This window comes from Nitratiruptor tergarcus DSM 16512 (assembly GCF_027946175.1).
GTDB classification, from domain to species: domain Bacteria; phylum Campylobacterota; class Campylobacteria; order Campylobacterales; family Nitratiruptoraceae; genus Nitratiruptor; species Nitratiruptor tergarcus.
Genome location: NZ_AP026671.1, coordinates 1,667,474 through 1,685,384 on the forward strand (window position 1 = coordinate 1,667,474; position 17,911 = coordinate 1,685,384).

General features: G+C 38.6%; 17 protein-coding genes and 1 pseudogene. 15 read left to right on the plus strand and 3 right to left on the minus strand.

Features of this window, described 5'->3' with window-relative positions:
- Nucleotides 1–116: 116 nt before the first annotated feature.
- Nucleotides 117–771: pseudogene (locus tag NITER_RS10225) on the plus strand (response regulator transcription factor); the annotation flags it as partial.
- Nucleotides 772–999: 228 nt separating this feature from the next.
- On the plus strand, nucleotides 1,000–1,452 hold the full coding sequence (locus NITER_RS08830) for a HAMP domain-containing histidine kinase (RefSeq protein WP_084274909.1): 453 nt from the start codon (nucleotides 1,000–1,002) through the stop codon (nucleotides 1,450–1,452).
- 92 nt (nucleotides 1,453–1,544) lie between these two features.
- On the opposite strand, the gene NITER_RS08835 is transcribed toward NITER_RS08830, so the two are convergent.
- Genes NITER_RS08835 through NITER_RS08845 form a run of 3 tightly spaced genes read right to left on the minus strand, consistent with a single transcriptional unit; the run spans nucleotide 1,545 to nucleotide 3,501 of the window.
- Nucleotides 1,545–2,576: an Mrp/NBP35 family ATP-binding protein gene (locus NITER_RS08835; RefSeq protein ID WP_084274908.1), complete on the minus strand. Its 1,032-nt coding sequence runs from the start codon at nucleotides 2,574–2,576 to the stop codon at nucleotides 1,545–1,547.
- Between the two features lie 8 nt (nucleotides 2,577–2,584).
- Nucleotides 2,585–2,938, minus strand: a complete 354-nt coding sequence (locus NITER_RS08840; protein ID WP_084274907.1) for a hypothetical protein — start codon at nucleotides 2,936–2,938, stop codon at nucleotides 2,585–2,587.
- On the minus strand, nucleotides 2,935–3,501 hold the full coding sequence (locus tag NITER_RS08845) for a hypothetical protein (protein WP_084274906.1): 567 nt from the start codon (nucleotides 3,499–3,501) through the stop codon (nucleotides 2,935–2,937). Before NITER_RS08845 ends, NITER_RS08840 begins: the two co-directional genes overlap by 4 nt.
- Before the next feature lie 258 nt (nucleotides 3,502–3,759).
- Here NITER_RS08845 and NITER_RS08850 point away from each other — a divergent pair, with 258 nt between their 5' ends.
- From NITER_RS08850 to NITER_RS08910, 13 genes are all read left to right on the plus strand, one after another.
- Nucleotides 3,760–4,887 (plus strand): sulfurtransferase, encoded by a 1,128-nt coding sequence (locus NITER_RS08850; protein WP_084274905.1) that lies wholly within the window; start codon nucleotides 3,760–3,762, stop codon nucleotides 4,885–4,887.
- Between the two features lie 11 nt (nucleotides 4,888–4,898).
- A complete protein-coding gene (locus tag NITER_RS08855) occupies nucleotides 4,899–7,796 on the plus strand; it encodes a molybdopterin-dependent oxidoreductase (RefSeq protein WP_084274904.1) in 2,898 nt (965 codons plus the stop codon).
- Between the two features lie 12 nt (nucleotides 7,797–7,808).
- Complete coding sequence (locus tag NITER_RS08860) at nucleotides 7,809–8,936, plus strand: 4Fe-4S dicluster domain-containing protein (RefSeq protein WP_084274903.1); 1,128 nt, start codon at nucleotides 7,809–7,811, stop codon at nucleotides 8,934–8,936.
- Nucleotides 8,933–10,150: an ethylbenzene dehydrogenase-related protein gene (locus NITER_RS08865; protein ID WP_084274902.1), complete on the plus strand. Its 1,218-nt coding sequence runs from the start codon at nucleotides 8,933–8,935 to the stop codon at nucleotides 10,148–10,150. The genes NITER_RS08860 and NITER_RS08865 overlap by 4 nt, the downstream gene beginning before the upstream one ends.
- Nucleotides 10,147–10,560, plus strand: coding sequence for a hypothetical protein (locus NITER_RS08870; RefSeq protein WP_084274901.1), 414 nt, complete (start codon nucleotides 10,147–10,149; stop codon nucleotides 10,558–10,560). Before NITER_RS08865 ends, NITER_RS08870 begins: the two co-directional genes overlap by 4 nt.
- Nucleotides 10,561–10,643: 83 nt before the next feature.
- On the plus strand, nucleotides 10,644–11,219 hold the full coding sequence (locus NITER_RS08875; protein WP_084274900.1) for a TorD/DmsD family molecular chaperone: 576 nt from the start codon (nucleotides 10,644–10,646) through the stop codon (nucleotides 11,217–11,219).
- On the plus strand, nucleotides 11,206–12,240 hold the full coding sequence (locus tag NITER_RS08880) for a 4Fe-4S binding protein (RefSeq protein WP_084274899.1): 1,035 nt from the start codon (nucleotides 11,206–11,208) through the stop codon (nucleotides 12,238–12,240). The genes NITER_RS08875 and NITER_RS08880 overlap by 14 nt, the downstream gene beginning before the upstream one ends.
- Nucleotides 12,240–13,106, plus strand: coding sequence for a vWA domain-containing protein (locus NITER_RS08885; RefSeq protein ID WP_084274898.1), 867 nt, complete (start codon nucleotides 12,240–12,242; stop codon nucleotides 13,104–13,106). The genes NITER_RS08880 and NITER_RS08885 overlap by 1 nt, the downstream gene beginning before the upstream one ends.
- Complete coding sequence (locus NITER_RS08890) at nucleotides 13,103–14,599, plus strand: VWA domain-containing protein (protein ID WP_084274897.1); 1,497 nt, start codon at nucleotides 13,103–13,105, stop codon at nucleotides 14,597–14,599. The genes NITER_RS08885 and NITER_RS08890 overlap by 4 nt, the downstream gene beginning before the upstream one ends.
- On the plus strand, nucleotides 14,580–15,650 hold the full coding sequence (locus NITER_RS08895) for a BatD family protein (RefSeq protein ID WP_084274896.1): 1,071 nt from the start codon (nucleotides 14,580–14,582) through the stop codon (nucleotides 15,648–15,650). Before NITER_RS08890 ends, NITER_RS08895 begins: the two co-directional genes overlap by 20 nt.
- Complete coding sequence (locus NITER_RS08900; RefSeq protein WP_084274895.1) at nucleotides 15,629–16,546, plus strand: AAA family ATPase; 918 nt, start codon at nucleotides 15,629–15,631, stop codon at nucleotides 16,544–16,546. The genes NITER_RS08895 and NITER_RS08900 overlap by 22 nt, the downstream gene beginning before the upstream one ends.
- On the plus strand, nucleotides 16,543–17,340 hold the full coding sequence (locus tag NITER_RS08905) for a DUF58 domain-containing protein (protein WP_084274894.1): 798 nt from the start codon (nucleotides 16,543–16,545) through the stop codon (nucleotides 17,338–17,340). Before NITER_RS08900 ends, NITER_RS08905 begins: the two co-directional genes overlap by 4 nt.
- The gene (locus NITER_RS08910; protein WP_084274893.1) at nucleotides 17,341–17,694 is read left to right on the plus strand and encodes a hypothetical protein; all 354 of its coding nucleotides are present in this window, start codon (nucleotides 17,341–17,343) and stop codon (nucleotides 17,692–17,694) included. It abuts the gene before it with no gap.
- The last annotated feature ends 217 nt before the right edge of the window (nucleotides 17,695–17,911 follow it).

Here is a 17,911-nt window from a genome sequence, read left to right on the forward strand (position 1 = left end):
AGAGAATATTCAAGATAATCTTAGTTATTAGTTTTGAGTGCCTGTTTCAATTTTGATAATAAAAATCTTTGGAAAATTTCATTAACTATAATGCAGTATAAATGGGAATGGATGCGATGCAGGTGGTGATGGTCGAAGATGATCTGGAGATGGCGGGGCTTCTTTACGAATATCTTACTAAGTATAATATTAAGGTGAGCAATTTTACTACTCCGTATTTGGGTTTGAGTGCTTTGCAAGCCCAAAAGTACGATCTATTAATCCTTGATCTTTCACTGCCGGAGATTGATGGTTTGGAAGTATGCAGAATGGTGCGGGAGTTTTCCGATATTCCTATTATTATCTCTTTAGCTAGAAGTGATATGGATGATAAGAGTGTGTGCTTTTATATGGGTGCAGATGATTATTCCTAAGCCTTATGAGCCCAAAGAACTTCTTTTACGCATCCATTCCATCCTGTGCCGTCTCAAAAAAAACCAAAGAGTCACAAGAGAGCATTGTTTTTACATCTAATGAAAAGAAGCGAGAGGTGCGCAAAAATGGAAAAATAGTGCATCTTACAAACGCAGAGTTTGAAATCATGCACTATCTTATTAAACGATCAGGTTTTGCTGTCTCAAGAGAGGAGATACTTACCAATATCGAGTCAATTAAATTATGAAAGCTCCCTTAAAAGTATTGATATACTTATCGGAAGACTTCGCAAAAAGATTGAAGATGATCCTAAAGCCCCGCTATATAATCTCTTTGCGTGGGATTGCATATAAGCTGATAATGAATAAGCACTCTCTTTTTTTGCATATCACACTCTTTTTTGTAGGGCTCTTTGTCATTGTCAATCTCCTTATTTTCTATGAGTGGCAAAGTGAGCGAAAAAAATGCGCTCTATGAGAGTCTGGAGAAATTTAAATATATAAAAGAGGTGCTTTTTCGAGCCCGTCAAGAAGAGTTAGCTTTTGATTTGTAAATGTGAGACTGTAGGATACACTTGGAGTTACAATGCTAAAAAATCGTACTCTTCCAAAAAAGAGTAAAGAGCGCTTTGAGCAGATTCTTTCAAGGCTCGATTTATTGCTAAGAGAGTTTGCGAAAGTAGAACGGGTAACATTAGATGAGTTTACTCTCAATCCAAAAGAGTTTCGTGTTGTCGATCTTTTTGATCATGTGTTAGATCTTTTAATGGTAGACCTCTCCAAAATAGATATCTATATTGAGGGTAATGAGATAATCTTAGCTGATTTTGAAATGTTTAGCGTGGCGCTGAAAAATCTTATCGATAACGCCCTTCGCTACTCATCAAGCAAACCAAAAATAGTAGTAAGAGGAAAGAAAATTTCCATTATTTCTACTGGAGAACCTTTAGATACGCAGATGTTTAAGAATAATTCAATAGAAAATTTGAAGAGAGCCAGGGAGGATTGGGACTTGGAATCTATATCGCAAAAAGTATAATTCAAAAGCATAGATTTGCTTTATTGTATGAGCATAGAGATGGCAAAAATATTTTTACTATCGAGTGCATAAATGCAGCCTAGCGCTGCATTTTAGAGGTTGAAATCTGTTGTTGCAAGAAGTTTGTCTACTATCTCTTGATAATATTTTTTATGTCTTGCTTCTCCCATAGCTACAGGAGGCATTCCCTCATCACTCAGTGAGCGGATCTCTATCTCCAAAGGGATCTGCCCTAGAAAAGGTATATCATATTGGATACTGAGAGCCTTTCCGCCATCACTACCAAAGATGTCGTAGCGTTTTCCGGTATCTGGGGCGATAAAGTAGCTCATATTCTCAATAAGTCCCCCAATATGTACACCAATATCTTTAAACATCATGATGGCTCTACTTACATCATCGGCTGCTACCATTTGTGGAGTAGTTACTAATACACCTGCTGTAATTGGAAGCTCTTGTGCCATTGTAAGCTGGATATCGCCAGTACCTGGGGGCATATCGATAATCAAAAAGTCAAGCTCTCCCCAGTCAACATCCTCTAAAAATTGAATCAAGGCACTCACTGCAACACTGCTACGCCACACAAGTGGAGTATCAGGACTTGGGGTTGTGAGACCTACACTCATAATTTTAATACCAAAATTTTCGCTAGGAATGATTTTGTCATTATCTCCCCAGCGCAATTTTTCATGCTCGACCCCTACCATTCTTGGGATATCAGGACCATACACATCTGCATCCAAAAGACCTACTTTGTACCCTTTTTGCGCTAAGGCAATAGAGAGGTTAGTACTCACTGTACTTTTTCCAACCCCACCTTTACCACTTGTCACGGCTATAACATTTTTTGCATAGGGTGCTCGGTTGTTAGGATTAGCGGTAGATCCATAATGTATATTTTTTTTAGGTTGCGCTTTGAGCTTGACTTCTACTTCATACCCTTTGAGTAGATCCTTGATAGCTCCTTCAATAAGAGGAAAGACTTCCTGATTAGCAATATTGAGAGTAATAGTAATAGTATTGCCATGTCTCTTTATTGCATCTATTGTACGCAGTTCAACTATATTTTTATCAAGTCCAGGATATTTGACTGCTTTAAGTTTATTAAGTATCTCTTTTTCCATCTCTTTCCCTATTCGTAAGGATTCATACGAGCACGTTGCTGTAAAAGCATCAGTGTTGCACGAGTTTTTTGTATATAACTACCTATAATATCTTGTGCGTAAGGGTAACGATTTGCAAGAGTAGTGTACTCTTGTATACGGGAATTGAGCAGCTTTGTAAAAGCAGCTATGAGTTGTACCATTTTATTCTCTTCCATCGCTTTTTTGAGGAGTGTTTTGAGCATCTTCTCTCGGTCAGCCAAATCGAGATCTATGCCAATTTCTTGGGCAAGTTGCTGAAATTCAAAGTTTGTAATATAGCTGCCATTGTAGTGGAGCGCTAAAATTTGCTTTTCTAAAAGAGAGAATCCTTGCTGTCTCATGCTAGCTTCTCCAGGCGTAGTTGTGCTGCTTTACTGACATCTTTATCAACATCATCTGCAAGTTTTTGGAGAATCTCTTTTGGTGTTGCAGGGTTTTCAGCCACACGCAGTCTTACTAGCTTGTCTGTATCTTTAGCAAGCTCTTCTAAAATCTCTTGTGGAGCATTTGGATTGCCGCTAATCCCATCTCTTACAATCTTTTCATCCTGCATAAAAGTATAGAGGCATGTGGTTGGGGTATTAGGATTTGTAGCAACTAAGGCGCGTACAAGATTGACGCTATCCTTGGCTAGTTTTTCTAAAATTTCTGCAGGAGTGTGAGGATTTTTCGCTACAGCCCACCGGCTTCCCATATCTGGTACTTCACTGAGCGCAATAAGCAGTTCAGTCATGATAGGACTTTTGCCTTTTTCTCTATCGTATACACTTGTTCTCAGGCTCAAATTCATAGCTACCATACCTACAATCTCCATATCGTTGTGAAACTCCTCAAAAATCTCTTTCACTCTTTCTAGAGAGAGATTTTTATCTTCTAATAGTTCTAAGGCTTCTTCCCTTTGCATTGTGTCCCTTTTTCCTTTTTTGATTATAGTAGCAAAATTTATATATCAATTTTATTTTTTTGTCACATCAAATATTTTGAATCAAAACATGATATTGAGTATATACTAGCCATTTTTATTTAAATTTATGGCAAAAATGGGTTGTAGCAAAAACGTTAAGCCTCTATTAAGTAGCTATATTGTTATAATGATGTCGAATGCATGAAAGCCCGAAAAATCGGGTATAAGTGCGCCTGATTACTTTTATAAGGAGTTATAATGAAGAGGTTCATTCAAGCCCTTTTGGTGCTTGCCTTCATGGCTGGTGCTTCTTTTGCAAAAGAGCAGTTGACAATTAGCGCAAAAGAGGCCTATAAGCTTATTGGCAAACCTGGTGTAGTGTTTGTAAGTGGTGACAGTGAAACTGCCTTTGAGAATGGTCATATCAAAGGCTCAGTCAATATGTATGCGCACCATTTGCACCACTCTGATATTATGGGTCGTATGCACTGTGCACCTCTGTTTCAGTGTCCTGAAGATGCAGCTCATCTATTAGGAACACTTGGTATTAGCAATGACACAACGGTGATTGCGTACGATAACTGGAGAGGGCCAAATGCAACTGGTGTTTTGGCATTTATGAAAAGCTATGGACACAAAAAAGTCTATGTTCTTGATGGTGGAGTTGATGCTATAAAAGCACTCGATCCGAATCAGAAAAAATATGATGAGCTCAAAGCTAAATCTAAAAAGATCAAAAAAGCGTATAAAAAAGCAAAAAAAGCTGGCAAGATGGATGAGTACAAAAAGCTCAAAGCCGAATATAAAGCTATAAAAAAAGAGATGAAAAAGCTTGCAAAAAAACTCATCATCCAAAGAGGTATCAAAAAAGTAGACCTTGGCCATGGTCATTATGCTTATATGTGTCCAGAGAGTGAGAGAAAAATTACTCCAACAGAGTATCACATGGATCCAAAAAAGTTTGATTATAGCTGGGTTGCAGGAAAAGATGAGGTCTATCATGCAGTACTAGATAGACTCAAAAAGGGTGATAAGAGTAAATATGTTGTGATTGATACAAGAAGTATGATTGAGATTATTGGTGAGAGAAAAATGGATAATGTTGCTCGCGGTGGACATATTCCAACTGCAAAATTTATTGAGTGGAAAAATATCACAGATTTCAAGAGAAAACTAAGTTTTAGAGATAAAAAAGAGTTAGAAAAGGTCTTCAAAAAATATGGTGTAACGAAAGATAAGGTCATCTATGCTTACTGCCAAGTTGGTACGGGACGAGGTTCAGATATCATAACAGCACTGAAACTTCTTGGGTATCCAAATGCAAAAGTGTACAGCGGTAGCTGGGATGAGTGGGGCAACGATATGAACTTACCTATTAGACGATAAGGAGAGGGTGTATGAATACGCAAAGAAGAGATTTTCTTAAAATTTCCGGTGCTACAGCAGCTCTTGTGGCAAGCAGCGGAAGCCTTTTTGCCAAAACAAATGTTGTCAAAGTAGAGAACGGAAAGCATAATTATCCAAATACTACTTATACTGAGCAGATGTATCGTAATGAATTTGGTTTTACATACGGGAAAAAAGAGGAGCATGGTTACGCATATCACTGTGTAAACTGTCAAGGTAACTGTGCTTGGGAAATTTGGGGTAATAATGGTGTAGTTACTCGTGAAAATCAAAGTGCGAGGTATCCACGCATTAACCCAAAAATTCCTGATTTTAACCCTCGTGGATGTAATAAGGGAATTCAGCATTCACAAGTAATGTATGAAAAAGATCGCATCCTCTATCCTATGAAAAGAGTAGGTAAAAGAGGAGAGGGTAAATGGAAGCGCATTAGCTGGGATGAGGCAGCAGAGATCGTTGCACAAAAAATCTGGGATGTTATGACAGATCCTAAAAAAGGTCCAGAGAGGCTTATGGTACATGCTGGAACAGGTCTTTTGACTGAGGGTAGACGTGGGGCACCTCTTCGCTTTTCTACTCAACTTGGTGCATACAGAATCTATCCTGCATCCTACCTAGGAGATATGTTCAGTGGTGCAGCAGTTGCTTATGGTGAAGGAAACGTTGGATGTACCTATGATTTCATGTATACAGTAGATACTGCAGTATTTTGGGGAGGTAACCCAAGCGTATCAAGAATTCCTGACGCGCACTTTGTATGGGAAGGAAAATATAACGGAGCAAAAGTAATCGTTATTACGCCAGAGTTTAACGGCTCTGCAAAATCAGCAGACCTATGGATCCCCATTAAACCTGGAACTGACCAATTCTTGGCAATGAGCGTTATGTATGAAATTATCAAAAATAAAATGTATAAACCAGGATTTATGAAAATCTATACAGACCTTCCATTCTTGGTAAGATTGGATAACAAAAAGCTTCTTCGCCGCATAGATATTGAAGATCCACATAATGAAGAAGAGCATGAGCATTATGAAGCGCAATTTTATACAATGAACAAGAAAACTGGCAAAATCGCTTTGATGCCAGGAAGTGAAGGAAGTGAGCATAAAACACTCGATATAAAAGAGCGCGGAATTGATCCAGAGCTTGAAGGAGAGTGGGAAGTAACGCTTAAAGATGGTAAAAAAGTTAAAGTAACTACTGTTTTTGAGATTTTGAAAAAAAATGTAGAGCAGTTCTCTCCAGAAAAGACTCAAGAGATTACTGGAGTGCATCCAGATACTGTAAGAGTTTTGGCAAAAGAGATAGCACTTCCAAAAGTTGTAGAGATTACAACTGGATTTAGTTTGAATAAATACTTCAATGGTATCCTCAATATATGGAATATCGCATCTATCTGTGGCTTGACTGGACGCCTTGGACCATATGGTGGTCTTAACACTGAAAATGAATTTAGCTTAAGTGGTTTAGGTGCACTCTCTGGTTTTGGTGGAAAATATAAACCGCGCTTTGGATCTGGATTTGTAGGCGAGTTTGTCTTTGGTGATGGAATGGATACATTTAAAAAATATTTCAGTGACGAGGATGTGAAGCGAGCTACTGGTGGAAAAATTAGTAAAGATGAGTATATTAAGATTGTAGAAGAGGCTCTTAAAGCTGGAGAAGATGGAAAAGATAGAACGGAAGAGGAAGAATATTACAAACCTTGGTGGACACCAGAAGTGGCTGTGATTGTTGCAGACTCTAAATTTAGACGAAACAAAGGAAGCGAATATCGCAAAGCATTCCTCAAGAAAACGAAATTCTTCGCATATGTTGACTATAAAATGAGCGAAGCAGCGATGTTTGCTGATGTTTTACTTCCAGCAAAAAGTCACTATGAAGTGTATGATATTAGAACAAGCCCAGGATACCATCGCTTTACTAACCTTGCACAACCACTTGCTAACATGAAGCCAGTTGGTGAAGCGAAAGATGAATGGAGTATGTTTGCATTCCTAGCAAAAAAACTAGAAGAAATAGCAAACAGACCCGAAAACAAGAAAAAAGCAAAAGTCCCAGATAGCAAAAAGTATGCAAGAACTGGATATAGAGATCTAGCAAACTTCTATAAAGAGTATACTAATACTGACGAAGAGTCTGAAGCGGCGATGGAGCCATATTTGGGAACAGATAAACTTGCCGTACAAGCAGCACTCGAAAAATGTGAGCAGTATGCACCTTGGACAATGGAGAAGATGTATCAAGCAGGTGGTTTCTTACAGCTTAATGAAAAAGCTGCAAAGTTGAGTCCACTCTATGCAGATAGACCATACAATTCTGGTGAGTTTACGCTCTTTAAACTTGAGCCGTTTGAAACATTAACAGGAAGACAAACGTTCTATATAGATCATCCAACATATTTAAAACTAGTCAATGGTACAAACTATGCTCTTAAACCACTTGCGCCGCAAAGCAAGAAAAACCCATTTATGCTCATGACACCGCATGCAAGATGGTCAATACATTCTAACTGGAAAAATAGTAGAACATTGCAGCGTCTACAACGTGGGGTGCCATATGTTGCAGTGAATAGAAAGATTGCCCAGATGAAAGGTATCAAAGATGGTGATACCATCAGAATCTTCAACGAGCTTGGTGAATTTTATGCTATGGCAAAAGTGAGCTCTTCTGTAGCTCCGGATACTCTTGTTATGGAACATGGTTGGGAGCCATATCAATACCTCTTTAATAAAGGGCACAATGAGGTAGTTCCAATGTCACTCAACCTTCTTGAATTAGCAGATGGTTGGGGACACCTCAAATTTGGTGGTCTTTGGGATGGTAACCAGTATGCCTATGATGGGGCAGTTGATATTGAAAAATCTACGAAGTTTACATATTAATAGGAGCGTGGCATGTCTAAAAGACAACTAGCAATGGTAATGGATCTGAATAAATGTATCGGATGCCAAACCTGTACAGTCGCATGTAAAACACAATGGACCAATAGAAATGGTCGTGAATATATGTACTGGAATAATGTTGAAACATATCCAGGCGATGGATATCCAAAAAAATGGATGGAGCTTGGTGGTGGTTTTGATGCTGCAGGCGATCTCCAGCCTGGCATCATTCCAAATATTGAAGCAGATTATGGTGTGCCTTGGGATTACAACTATGAGTCACTTGCAGAACAAAACTTATTGAGTGATAAACCAGAGCCTGGTTTTAGACCAGATCAAAGTCCAACATGGGGACCAAACTGGGATGAAGATGAGGGAGCAGGTAACTTCCCAATGGACAATTACTTCTTCTATCTTCCACGGATTTGTAACCACTGTTCAAATCCAGGATGTCTTAGCGCTTGTCCAAGAGATGCAATTTTTAAACGAGAAGAGGATGGTGTAGTTTTAGTGGATCTTGATAGATGTCAGGGATACCGCTACTGTATCGCGGGATGTCCATATAAAAAGATCTATTTCAATCCAAAAATCTCTAAGAGTGAAAAGTGTATTCTCTGTTTCCCAAGAATTGAGCAGGGACTCCCGCCAGCCTGTGCACAGAGCTGTGTTGGTCGTATTCGATTCGTAGGCTTTTTGGATGATGAAGAGAGTCAAGTTTATAAATTGGTACATAAATATAAAGTTGCATTGCCACTCAGACCAGATTACGGCACACAGCCAAATGTTTACTATGTACCGCCAACAGAAGCGCCACCAAAATTTGATGAAAATGGTAAAATTATTGAAGGCAGCAACAGGATTCCTATTGAAGAGCTAGAAAAACTCTTTGGACCAGCAGTACATGATGCTATTAAAACAATCAAAGCTGAGCGTGAAAAACGTAAAAAGACTGGGAAATCAGAGCTTATGGATATATTGATTGCATATCAGCATCAAGATATGTTTAGACTCGACCATAATTACTATGTAGAAGTTGCGAAGAAGAAAGGTATGAAGCCACTGCCACTTGTTGATGAGAGATATGTGGCTGGAAAACATACAAAACCATCTTCAATATCTCATTTTAAGGTGCACGCATGAGAAGAGTAATAACATTTACAGCAGCCCTCAGCTTGGCTGCAGTAACGGCAATGGCTGGAAATGTGGTAACCGCTGTTAAGGTTAAGAGTTTGAAAAATCTCCAATGTGGTGCAAAATTGGTACGTAAACATGCAAAATTTGTGCCTGTAACACTCTATCCACAAACTACTGTCAAACTTAATGATAAAAAGGCACTTGAGCTTAATAAAGATGCAAAAGCAAAAGTGGCTGAAGTAGCTGCATTTACTGATGGAAAAAATGTAGCAATCATTATGCGCTGGCCAGATAAGAGTAAAGATGTTTACAAAGGCTACGAAAGCGACAGCTATCCAGATGGATTTGCTGTACAATTTGCAGCAGATGCAAGCAACCCTCAAAAGCTTCCGTATATAGGTATGGGAAGTGATGGCAGACCTGTTGAGATTTTCATTAGAAAAGCTTATGGACAAGGAGTATATGAGCCAAATGGCAATGGAGATGTTGCACATCAAGTAAATGAGCACAATACCAATTATTTTGGAAAAGGACTCAAAAAATTTAAAAAAGAGGTGAAAAAACTTGGAGTACTTCCATATCAAAGAGCCTTTGTGAGCGAAGGTTTTCGCAGTATGACGGAAATCAAAGATGGAAGTGTTAACTACCGCACTGATATGCATTACGTCAATAAAAAAGGTGGAATGTGGGGTGGAATGGTTGTGAAGCCTCTCAAAGATGCTTATGCAGCACCAAGTAAGAATGAGTTAGCTGTTGCTGTGGCAGCGTGGGACGGAAAAGAGCTGCAAAGAGATGGTCTCAAAAGACTCTCTAGCTGGATTGCCGTCAAACTTCCTGGAGCAAAAAATAAGGCTTTAGAAGCAGTTGTAACAGAAAAAGCCAAAGGTGATGTTGCTAACGGAAAGAAAGAGTTTGAGACTAATTGTGCAAGCTGTCACCGTGACAGAAATTTCCAAAATGCTCCTCTTTACATGGCACCAGGTCTTGAAAATATAGGTGGGCAGACTACTGCTGCATATATTAGAGAATCGATTCTTGATCCAAATGCGGTTGTGGTTCCTGGATATAACAGAAATGCTCATCCAAACTTTGCGTGGTATACAGTGGATGACAAAGGTAACAGAACTTCAACTATGCCACCATTCAACTATCTTGATAAAAAAGTTGTAGAAGATATCGTGGCATATCTGCAGACACAAAAAGCGGAGGTTGCAAAATGAAAAAAATAGCGCTTTTAGCCCTTGTGGCTGCTGGCATGCTTTTTGCTAGCAGTGGTGAAAAGGGTGAGTTTGAGAAAAAAGGTTTTTTGACAACAAAATGGTGTGCGCAAAACGATCTTTTTGCAGACTGTCGTCTCGAATCTTACCATTGTGGTAGTGAAGGGTGCTATCGCAACTGGGTTCCTGGAGAACCAGGAAAAACAGAGATAGTACTTTATGTACATGATGAAGGAAAAATCTATGAAATCAAGCCAAGTGGCGTGCATGTGAGTGAGCTTTTGGAAAAGGCTGCAAACCGCAACGAGGTGACAATCATTGGTAAATTAGAGAGCGATGGTAAAACTATTGAAGCTATGGAGTTTAAAGCTCCACCACCTCCTAAAAAGTCTTTCTTTAAAGGTTGTCTCTAATTCCAAACCGCCTTGGGCGGTTTTGGCTTTTAGATATGAAAATTCGATACAATTGCTAAAATTTTTATATCTAAAGGGTTTGTGTGGACAATAAAGCAAGAGCATTTGTGTATGCATTTTTATCAAGAGTCTTTGAAAAAGAGTTAGGAAAAAAAGAGATTGAAGATCTCAAAAAGAGCCCCGATCTTCTTGCAGCTATTGGAGAAGAGACAAAAAACTACTTCAATGCTACTGATACACAGGAGATAGAGGAGGCTCTCAATATCGATTTTAACTCCCTTTTTATAATAAATTCGCAACCAGTTGAATCACTTGTTATTGATTCAACCGGAGAGATTTTGGTGGGACTGCAAAATCCTGTTATGTTCTTCTATTTTGAAAATGGGTATGAGATAGATATGAACCGCACAGAAATCTTGGCTCCCGATCATTTGGCAATAGAGTTTGGATTTATGCAAAACCTGGCATATAGAGATGAGGACAAGACTGCACTTAAATTTTTACAAAATCATCTTTTACAGTGGGTACCTCCCTATTTACTCGCGATGCAAAAGGTAGCACAAACGCCATTTTATAAAGATATTTGTGATTTTACTACTGATTATCTTTTTAGTGACTATGAGCTTTTACGTAAGGAAATAGGTGATGATGGAGTATAAGCAAAAAGGAAAGCTCTTTACCTTTGATCTGCTTAAATGTTTGCGTACTGACTATTTTCATAATGACTGTAAAAAATGTATGGAGATCTGTCCTGAAAATGCATTCTATTTTGATCGCAAACGTTTGAGTATCGATTTCGATAAATGTACTAACTGCTCTGTATGTCTTGGTGTCTGTCCAACTGAGGCTCTTACTTTAGATTTTTTTGACCCAAACGATTACATACTTAAGAATGAGACACATCTTTCATGCAAAAAAGATATACCATGTTTGAGTGCATTTTCAAGCGAGCACTTTATTACTATCGCTTTGCGTCATGGCACTTTAAGCTGTGATCTTTCACATTGTGAGGGGTGCCATCTCAATCCAGAGAATAAGACACTTCACTCAATCCGTGAGCGACTTGAAGAGGCTAAGCGATTTTTAGATGAGAGTGGTGCAGAAGCTGTTATTGAAGAAAAACCTTATCAAGAGGATAGAAGAGGCTTTTTTAAAGCGATTTTTAGTGCAGCCAAAGAGACAACAAAAGAAGAAAAGCTCTCCTCCTTGCAAAGCGATCTCAATAGAGTCCCTTTGAAGCTCACACTTTTGAAAAACTCTTTAAAAAAAGCGAGCAAAGATCTTACAAATAAAGAGATAAGCACTGCGTATAGCTTTCTTGGCAATAAAAAGATTGATGAGAATTGTACAAACTGTAGAGATTGTGTGCAGTTTTGCCCTACAAATGCGCTGTTTACTTCCAGTGAGGGAGATGCTATCTGGTTTATTGCAGGTAAATGTATCGATTGTGCAATATGTAACGGTATTTGTAAACCAAAGTCGATTACAGATGCGCAGACTCTCGATCTCGTAGCCTTTGCTTTTGATAGAGGTGAAGAGCTGATTCATCACCAAATTGAGATTTGTAGTGAGTGTAAAACTCCATTTGCCTATAAGAGTGGGGAAATGCTGTGTGACCGCTGCAAAAGTTTTGTAGATGAGTTTGCTGATATATTTAAACTTGCAAGTGATATGGAGTAATGCACTTTAGTTTTGAATACCCTTTTGCATTTTTTTGGCTTTTTATACTTTTTTGTTTTTTTCGCTGCAAAAGAGAGTATTGCAAAATCTATTTTGCAAAAACTAACTTCTTACCACGCACACTTTTAAGCAAAGATTATCTCCCTCTCATTATCGCAGCTCTTTTTATCACTGCCCTTGCTTCACCATTTACCTATTCGGCTTTTGCAAAGAGTGGAAAAAAGGGGCGCGATCTTGTGCTAGCTATCGATGCAAGCGGTTCTATGGGAGGAGATTTTGGTCAAAGAAGTAAATTTGATACTCTCATTGATCTTGCTCGTACCTTTATTCAGCATCGCTACGATGACAACATTGGTGTGGTAGTCTTTGGTACCTTTGCATACCCTGCAAGTCCAATAACATACGATACTAAGGCACTGCAGTTTTTATTAAACTATCTTGAACTCTCTATTGCAGGCAATAATACTGCCATAGGCGATGCGATTATGGAAGCGGTGAAGATGCTCAAAAAAAGCGATGCAAAAGAGAAGGTCATTGTACTCTTTACAGATGGTTACCACAATAGCGGAAGTATCTCACCAAAACAGGCAGTAAAAGAGGCAAAAAAGATTAAAGCCAAAATTTATACTGTAGGAATTGGAGAGGAATTTGACAAAAAACTGCTTGAACGAATCGCTAAAGAGACAGGGGGAGAGAGTTTTAGTGCAAAAGATGAGAAGGCTTTGGCTGCAGTAATGGAACGCATTGATGAGCTTGAAAAGAGTCCTCTGCGCAGTGGCGTCTATATCGATAAACGAACTCTTTTCCCTTGGATTGGAATAGCGTTAGTAGGGTTATTGCTCTATGATATAAGGCGAAAAATATGAGCTTTTTATATCCATATCTTCTCTTTTTTACAATACCAGCACTTTTACTCACCTTTTTAATAAAGAAAAAACGCGCAAAACTTCCATTTAATCCAAAAATTGTTATAGCAAACCAAAGTGTCAATTATCTGCTCTTACCCTTTGTTCTTGCTTTAGTCATAGTTGCACTTGCTAGGCCAGTTCTCAAAAAACCGCTTCTAGCGCAAAAATCCGTCCAGCCACTCTTTATAGCTATCGATTTTTCCAACTCGATGCGTGCTGAAGGGCGACTTGAAAAAGCAAAGAGGATCGCACTTGATTTAATACAAGAAGCCCCTTTTAAAATTTCTTTGCTTATTTTTACTACCAATCCACTCATTATCGCTCCTCCAACAAGTGATAAAGAGGCATTAAAAATGGCACTTGCAAGTATCAATCAAGATGCAATTTTGACAAAAGGCACCGATTTTGCAAAACTGTTGGAGTTTATAGGAGAGTTTGAAGGGAAAAAGAATCTTGTTATTATCAGCGATGGGGGAGATTTTAAAGATCCATCAATATTGGAAAAAATAGCGAAAAAGCATGATATAGCAATATATAGTGTTGGTGTTGGAAGTCGCAGTGGTGCACTCATTCCAACACGTGAAGGGTATCTTAAAAGTGAAGGCAAGCTTGTAGTAACAAAACGCAACCCCAATTTTGAAAAACTTGGGAACTTTTATGATGAGCAAAATTATCTTGCAATTGTAGATGATATTGATAAAGAGCTGAGTCAGCAGCAGCAAAATGAGATTGTAGAGCTTTTTTGGATTCCGCTCTTGATTGCATTTTTGCTTTATTTCCATGCCTATACCACACTTTTTGAAAAGCTCCGTACAAAAAAACTTTTTCTTCTTGCTTTGGCTATAGGTGTGCATGCTTCATTATTGGATGAATTTGCACTCCAAAGAGGCTATAAGCAAATAAAAAATCACCAATATAGTGATGCTGTGCAAACGCTCTCTTCCATACCCTATCTTGAAGCACGCTATGCTTACGCGGTAGCGCTCTTTCATCTTGGGAAAGTTCCTGAAGCTCTTAAAGTTTTTAAAACAATACGGAGCAAAGATCCAAAAGTAAAAGCAAAAATCTACTACAACATAGGTCTTTGCTATGAAAAGATGAGAAAGTATGAAGAGGCGTTGCGCTTTTTTATCAAAGCCTGTCAACTGCAAAGAGATGGAAAATGCCTCAAAAAAATAGAAAAGCTTGCTTTCAAAAAAAATCAAAAAAAGCAGCTTCTCCCCTTTGCGAAGCAAAAGATCGTACCAAAGGCAGGAAAAAAGGGCGAAAAGAGCAAACAAAAAAGCGCAGGAGGATCTAATATCAATCTTGCAATGCAGAGTGGAAGTGCACAAGGGGGCAAGAAGAGTAGGGGAGGGAGTCTTAGCAAAAAAGGAGAGGCACATCCAGTTAGTTCAAAAGTATATGAGTTAATTAATAAAGGATATATTGATGAGAAGCGTCCTTGGTAGTATTCTATTAGTTGTAGCGCTCTTTGGTGCAGATGTGCAAGTGAGCACTACTACGCCATTTTATAAAGAGCCGGTACTTCTTACATTTACATATAGCGATCCAGAGCCACAAAAGATTGTTTGGGTAAAGTTTTCTCCCGTTAAAGATCCTGCAATAGAGAGTCACTTTCTCAAAAAAACAGTAAATAGTGGATCGTATACGTTCTCTTATCTCCTTTTCCCTCTCAAAGAGGGCGAAATCACGATGCATTATATATTGAAGGTGAAAAAGTCGGCTGTGGAAGTGATTCAGCAAGATATTTTAGGCACAGGATATGAGCAGACAAATCCAATAGAGGGAAAAGTGTATACCATCGATGTGGCACCTACAATATTCCATGTAAAGCATGTGAAGCCAGTAGATCTCTATGGTGATTTTCATATTACATTGGATGTAGATAAAAACAAGGTGGAGAGTTATGAGCCACTCTATGTGAGTGTGCGGCTGCGAGGTGTTGGATATGTACCACAACTAGAAGATCCTTTGCAAATTCCTGGAGTAAAGATTCTCAAAGATAAACCACAAAAGAGTGTGCAATTTACTCCTAAGGGAGCTGAAGTTGATTATATCTTTCGCTATGCAGTTGTGAGTGATCATAACTTTACGATTCCAGCACTGCGGCTCAAAGAGTTTGATTTTGCTCGCTATAAAGATCTCACAACTCCTGCATATACAATTACAGTAATTCGCCCAAAAAATCTTGTTGATAAAGAGAATAATCCACTAAAAATAGAGCCAACATTTGAAAAGTTTCAAGCGGTTTTACTCTATGTGGCAGTTTTTCTTGCAGGTGTGTTAAGTGGAGTGATTCTTTACTTGCTATGGCGAAGAAAAGAGATAGAGGATATTTTGCTTGCACGCAATCATAAAGAGCTCTTAGCACTTTTGGTGGTACGCTATCCTAACTGTTTTGCAAAGGAGAAAGAGGCGCTTGAGCGTGAAGAGAATCTACAAAAAATCAAAAAAGAGATTATCAAAGGATTGAAACAATGCAAATCATCCAAGCACTAAAAAATGAGGTAAAAAGAGTTATTGTTGGCCAAGAAGATATGCTTGATGCGATTATCGTGGCACTTTTGAGTGAAGGGCATATACTGTTAGAAGGGATGCCGGGACTTGCAAAAACCACCACTATTAAAACTTTTGCTCATGTTGTAGGTTTAAAATTTCAGCGTGTCCAGTTTACCCCTGATTTGCTACCAAGTGATATCATTGGAGCCAATATCTACAATCCTGCCGAGAGTAGATTTTATATAAGAAGAGGGCCCATTTTTACAAATCTCTTATTAGCAGATGAGATCAATAGAGCTCCAGCAAAGGTGCAATCAGCTCTTTTAGAGGCGATGCAGGAGCGCCAAGTTACCATTGATAAAGAAAGCTATAGACTCGATGAGCCTTTTGTAGTCATGGCAACGCAAAACCCTATTGAGCAAGAGGGAACATACAATTTACCAGAAGCACAACTCGATAGATTTATGATGAAAATAGTGCTTACATATAATACAAAAGATGAGGAGTTTGAGATACTTAATCGTTCTGAGAAAGGATTTGCTACAGATTTTGCGCAAGTTATTACAAAAGAGGATCTCTTACAGGCGAAAGAGCAGGTGAGTAAAATATTTATAGATGATGCTCTCAAGCGCTATATTCTTGATATCATCTTTGCTACACGCAAGCATCCTGATCTCTTCTATGGTTCAAGCCCAAGAGGAAGTATCGATCTGCTTAAAGCTGCGAAAGCGAAAGCTTACATGCGTGGGAGTGATTTTGTAACCCCAAGAGATATTTTAGAGATGGCCAAGCCAGTACTTAGGCATCGGGTGATACTCAGTTATGAGGCAAAAGCGAGTGGCAAAGATAGTGATAAGATTTTAGATGAGATCCTTACAAAAGTGCCTATGCCATGATTGATACACTCATAATAAAGACAAAAAGAGATGTTTTTAGTAAAAGCAGTGGTGTTTTTAGTTCCTCACAGCTAGGAGAGGGGTTTGATTTTTATGAGATGCGTGAATATAACTATGGAGAAGATGCAAGAAAAATAGACTGGCTTGTGAGTGCCAAACTGCAAAAGCCGTATGTGCGCATCTATCAAGAAGAGAAACTGCGCAATATTGTACTTGTCTTTTTGCTTGGAGGCTCACTCTATTTTGGATCAAAGCGACTGAAAATCGAAACTCTTTTAGAAGCCTTTTTACTCATTGCTTTAAGTGGCGTGCGGATGGGAGAGAGAGTGATTGGCGTTGCCGATACGATGCAGCAGCTACCTAATATTTTCACTGTGGAGCAGTTTGTAAAAGATGTAACAGCAAGAAAGCTTCTTGGCAGGAGTGTAACACTCGATCTCCAGTCGCTCTTTTACGCAATTCATGAAAAATCACTTGTAATCTTTTTAGGAGATTTTTTAGATCCTATAGATTTACGCCTCTTTGCTGCAAAGCATGAAGTAATTGCGCTTGTAGCGAGAGACTCTATAGAAAACACATCGTTGCATAGTGCATGTGAGGTTGTGGACTGTGAGAGTCTTAGAGAAAGAAGTGTAGTCTTTCATAAAAAGACTCTTAGCTCATACCGCTCAAATATACAGCAAGCTCTGGAGCAAAATTTTAAGGAGTTTCAAAAACTCCATATAGACTATCTGGAACTGTATGATACGGATGAGGTTTTTGGAAAATTAGCAAAATTTTTTATAGGAAGATAGATGGAGTTGCTTCCTTTACCACCCTTTCATCATGCTTTATTGTTTGGTGTGTTTAGTATCTTTTGTATTGTAATTGTTTGGATATTGATGCGAAGAAAAAAGCGAGAGCCTCTACCAAAACTACGCAGCAAAGAGGATATTTATACCTTTTCTAAGCAGTTGCAGCTTCTTGGAAATGATGCAGAGATCCAAAAGCTTTTACAAGATTTAGCCCAATATAAATACTCTCCTCATCCTCCAAAACTTCCAAAAGACCTGCGCAAAAAGGCACTTGTTCTTTACAAAAGACGCCTCCAAACTCAAAAACAGAAAGGCTTTTTACAACTTCTGCAAGCATTAAAAAAGAGGCATTGACTAAACAGACCCAATAAGAGTGTAAATTTTTTACCACTCCAAAAAGTTCAAAGTGCAAAAAGCTACGCTGCCCTTCGAGTGCGATGCACTTTTTAACGCTTTTTCTTGGTTAAACTTACAACTGTTTCACTCTATTTACTCAGTACCAAAAATATTGATATGTATCAATGACATTCCAGTGACACACCATTATAATTAGGAGTAAATTTATCTTAAT

Excerpts from the sequence above, each read along its gene's own strand:
- NITER_RS08830 (WP_084274909.1), top strand. The coding sequence starts at position 1,000 with ATGCTAAAAAATCGTACTCTTCCAAAAAAGAGTAAAGAGCGCTTTGAG.
- NITER_RS08835 (WP_084274908.1), bottom strand. The coding sequence starts at position 2,576 with ATGGAAAAAGAGATACTTAATAAACTTAAAGCAGTCAAATATCCTGGA.
- NITER_RS08840 (WP_084274907.1), bottom strand. The coding sequence starts at position 2,938 with ATGAGACAGCAAGGATTCTCTCTTTTAGAAAAGCAAATTTTAGCGCTC.
- NITER_RS08845 (WP_084274906.1), bottom strand. The coding sequence starts at position 3,501 with ATGCAAAGGGAAGAAGCCTTAGAACTATTAGAAGATAAAAATCTCTCT.
- NITER_RS08850 (WP_084274905.1), top strand. The coding sequence starts at position 3,760 with ATGAAGAGGTTCATTCAAGCCCTTTTGGTGCTTGCCTTCATGGCTGGT.
- NITER_RS08855 (WP_084274904.1), top strand. The coding sequence starts at position 4,899 with ATGAATACGCAAAGAAGAGATTTTCTTAAAATTTCCGGTGCTACAGCA.
- NITER_RS08860 (WP_084274903.1), top strand. The coding sequence starts at position 7,809 with ATGTCTAAAAGACAACTAGCAATGGTAATGGATCTGAATAAATGTATC.
- NITER_RS08865 (WP_084274902.1), top strand. The coding sequence starts at position 8,933 with ATGAGAAGAGTAATAACATTTACAGCAGCCCTCAGCTTGGCTGCAGTA.
- NITER_RS08870 (WP_084274901.1), top strand. The coding sequence starts at position 10,147 with ATGAAAAAAATAGCGCTTTTAGCCCTTGTGGCTGCTGGCATGCTTTTT.
- NITER_RS08880 (WP_084274899.1), top strand. The coding sequence starts at position 11,206 with ATGATGGAGTATAAGCAAAAAGGAAAGCTCTTTACCTTTGATCTGCTT.
- NITER_RS08885 (WP_084274898.1), top strand. The coding sequence starts at position 12,240 with ATGCACTTTAGTTTTGAATACCCTTTTGCATTTTTTTGGCTTTTTATA.
- NITER_RS08890 (WP_084274897.1), top strand. The coding sequence starts at position 13,103 with ATGAGCTTTTTATATCCATATCTTCTCTTTTTTACAATACCAGCACTT.
- NITER_RS08895 (WP_084274896.1), top strand. The coding sequence starts at position 14,580 with ATGAGAAGCGTCCTTGGTAGTATTCTATTAGTTGTAGCGCTCTTTGGT.
- NITER_RS08900 (WP_084274895.1), top strand. The coding sequence starts at position 15,629 with ATGCAAATCATCCAAGCACTAAAAAATGAGGTAAAAAGAGTTATTGTT.
- NITER_RS08905 (WP_084274894.1), top strand. The coding sequence starts at position 16,543 with ATGATTGATACACTCATAATAAAGACAAAAAGAGATGTTTTTAGTAAA.
- NITER_RS08910 (WP_084274893.1), top strand. The coding sequence starts at position 17,341 with ATGGAGTTGCTTCCTTTACCACCCTTTCATCATGCTTTATTGTTTGGT.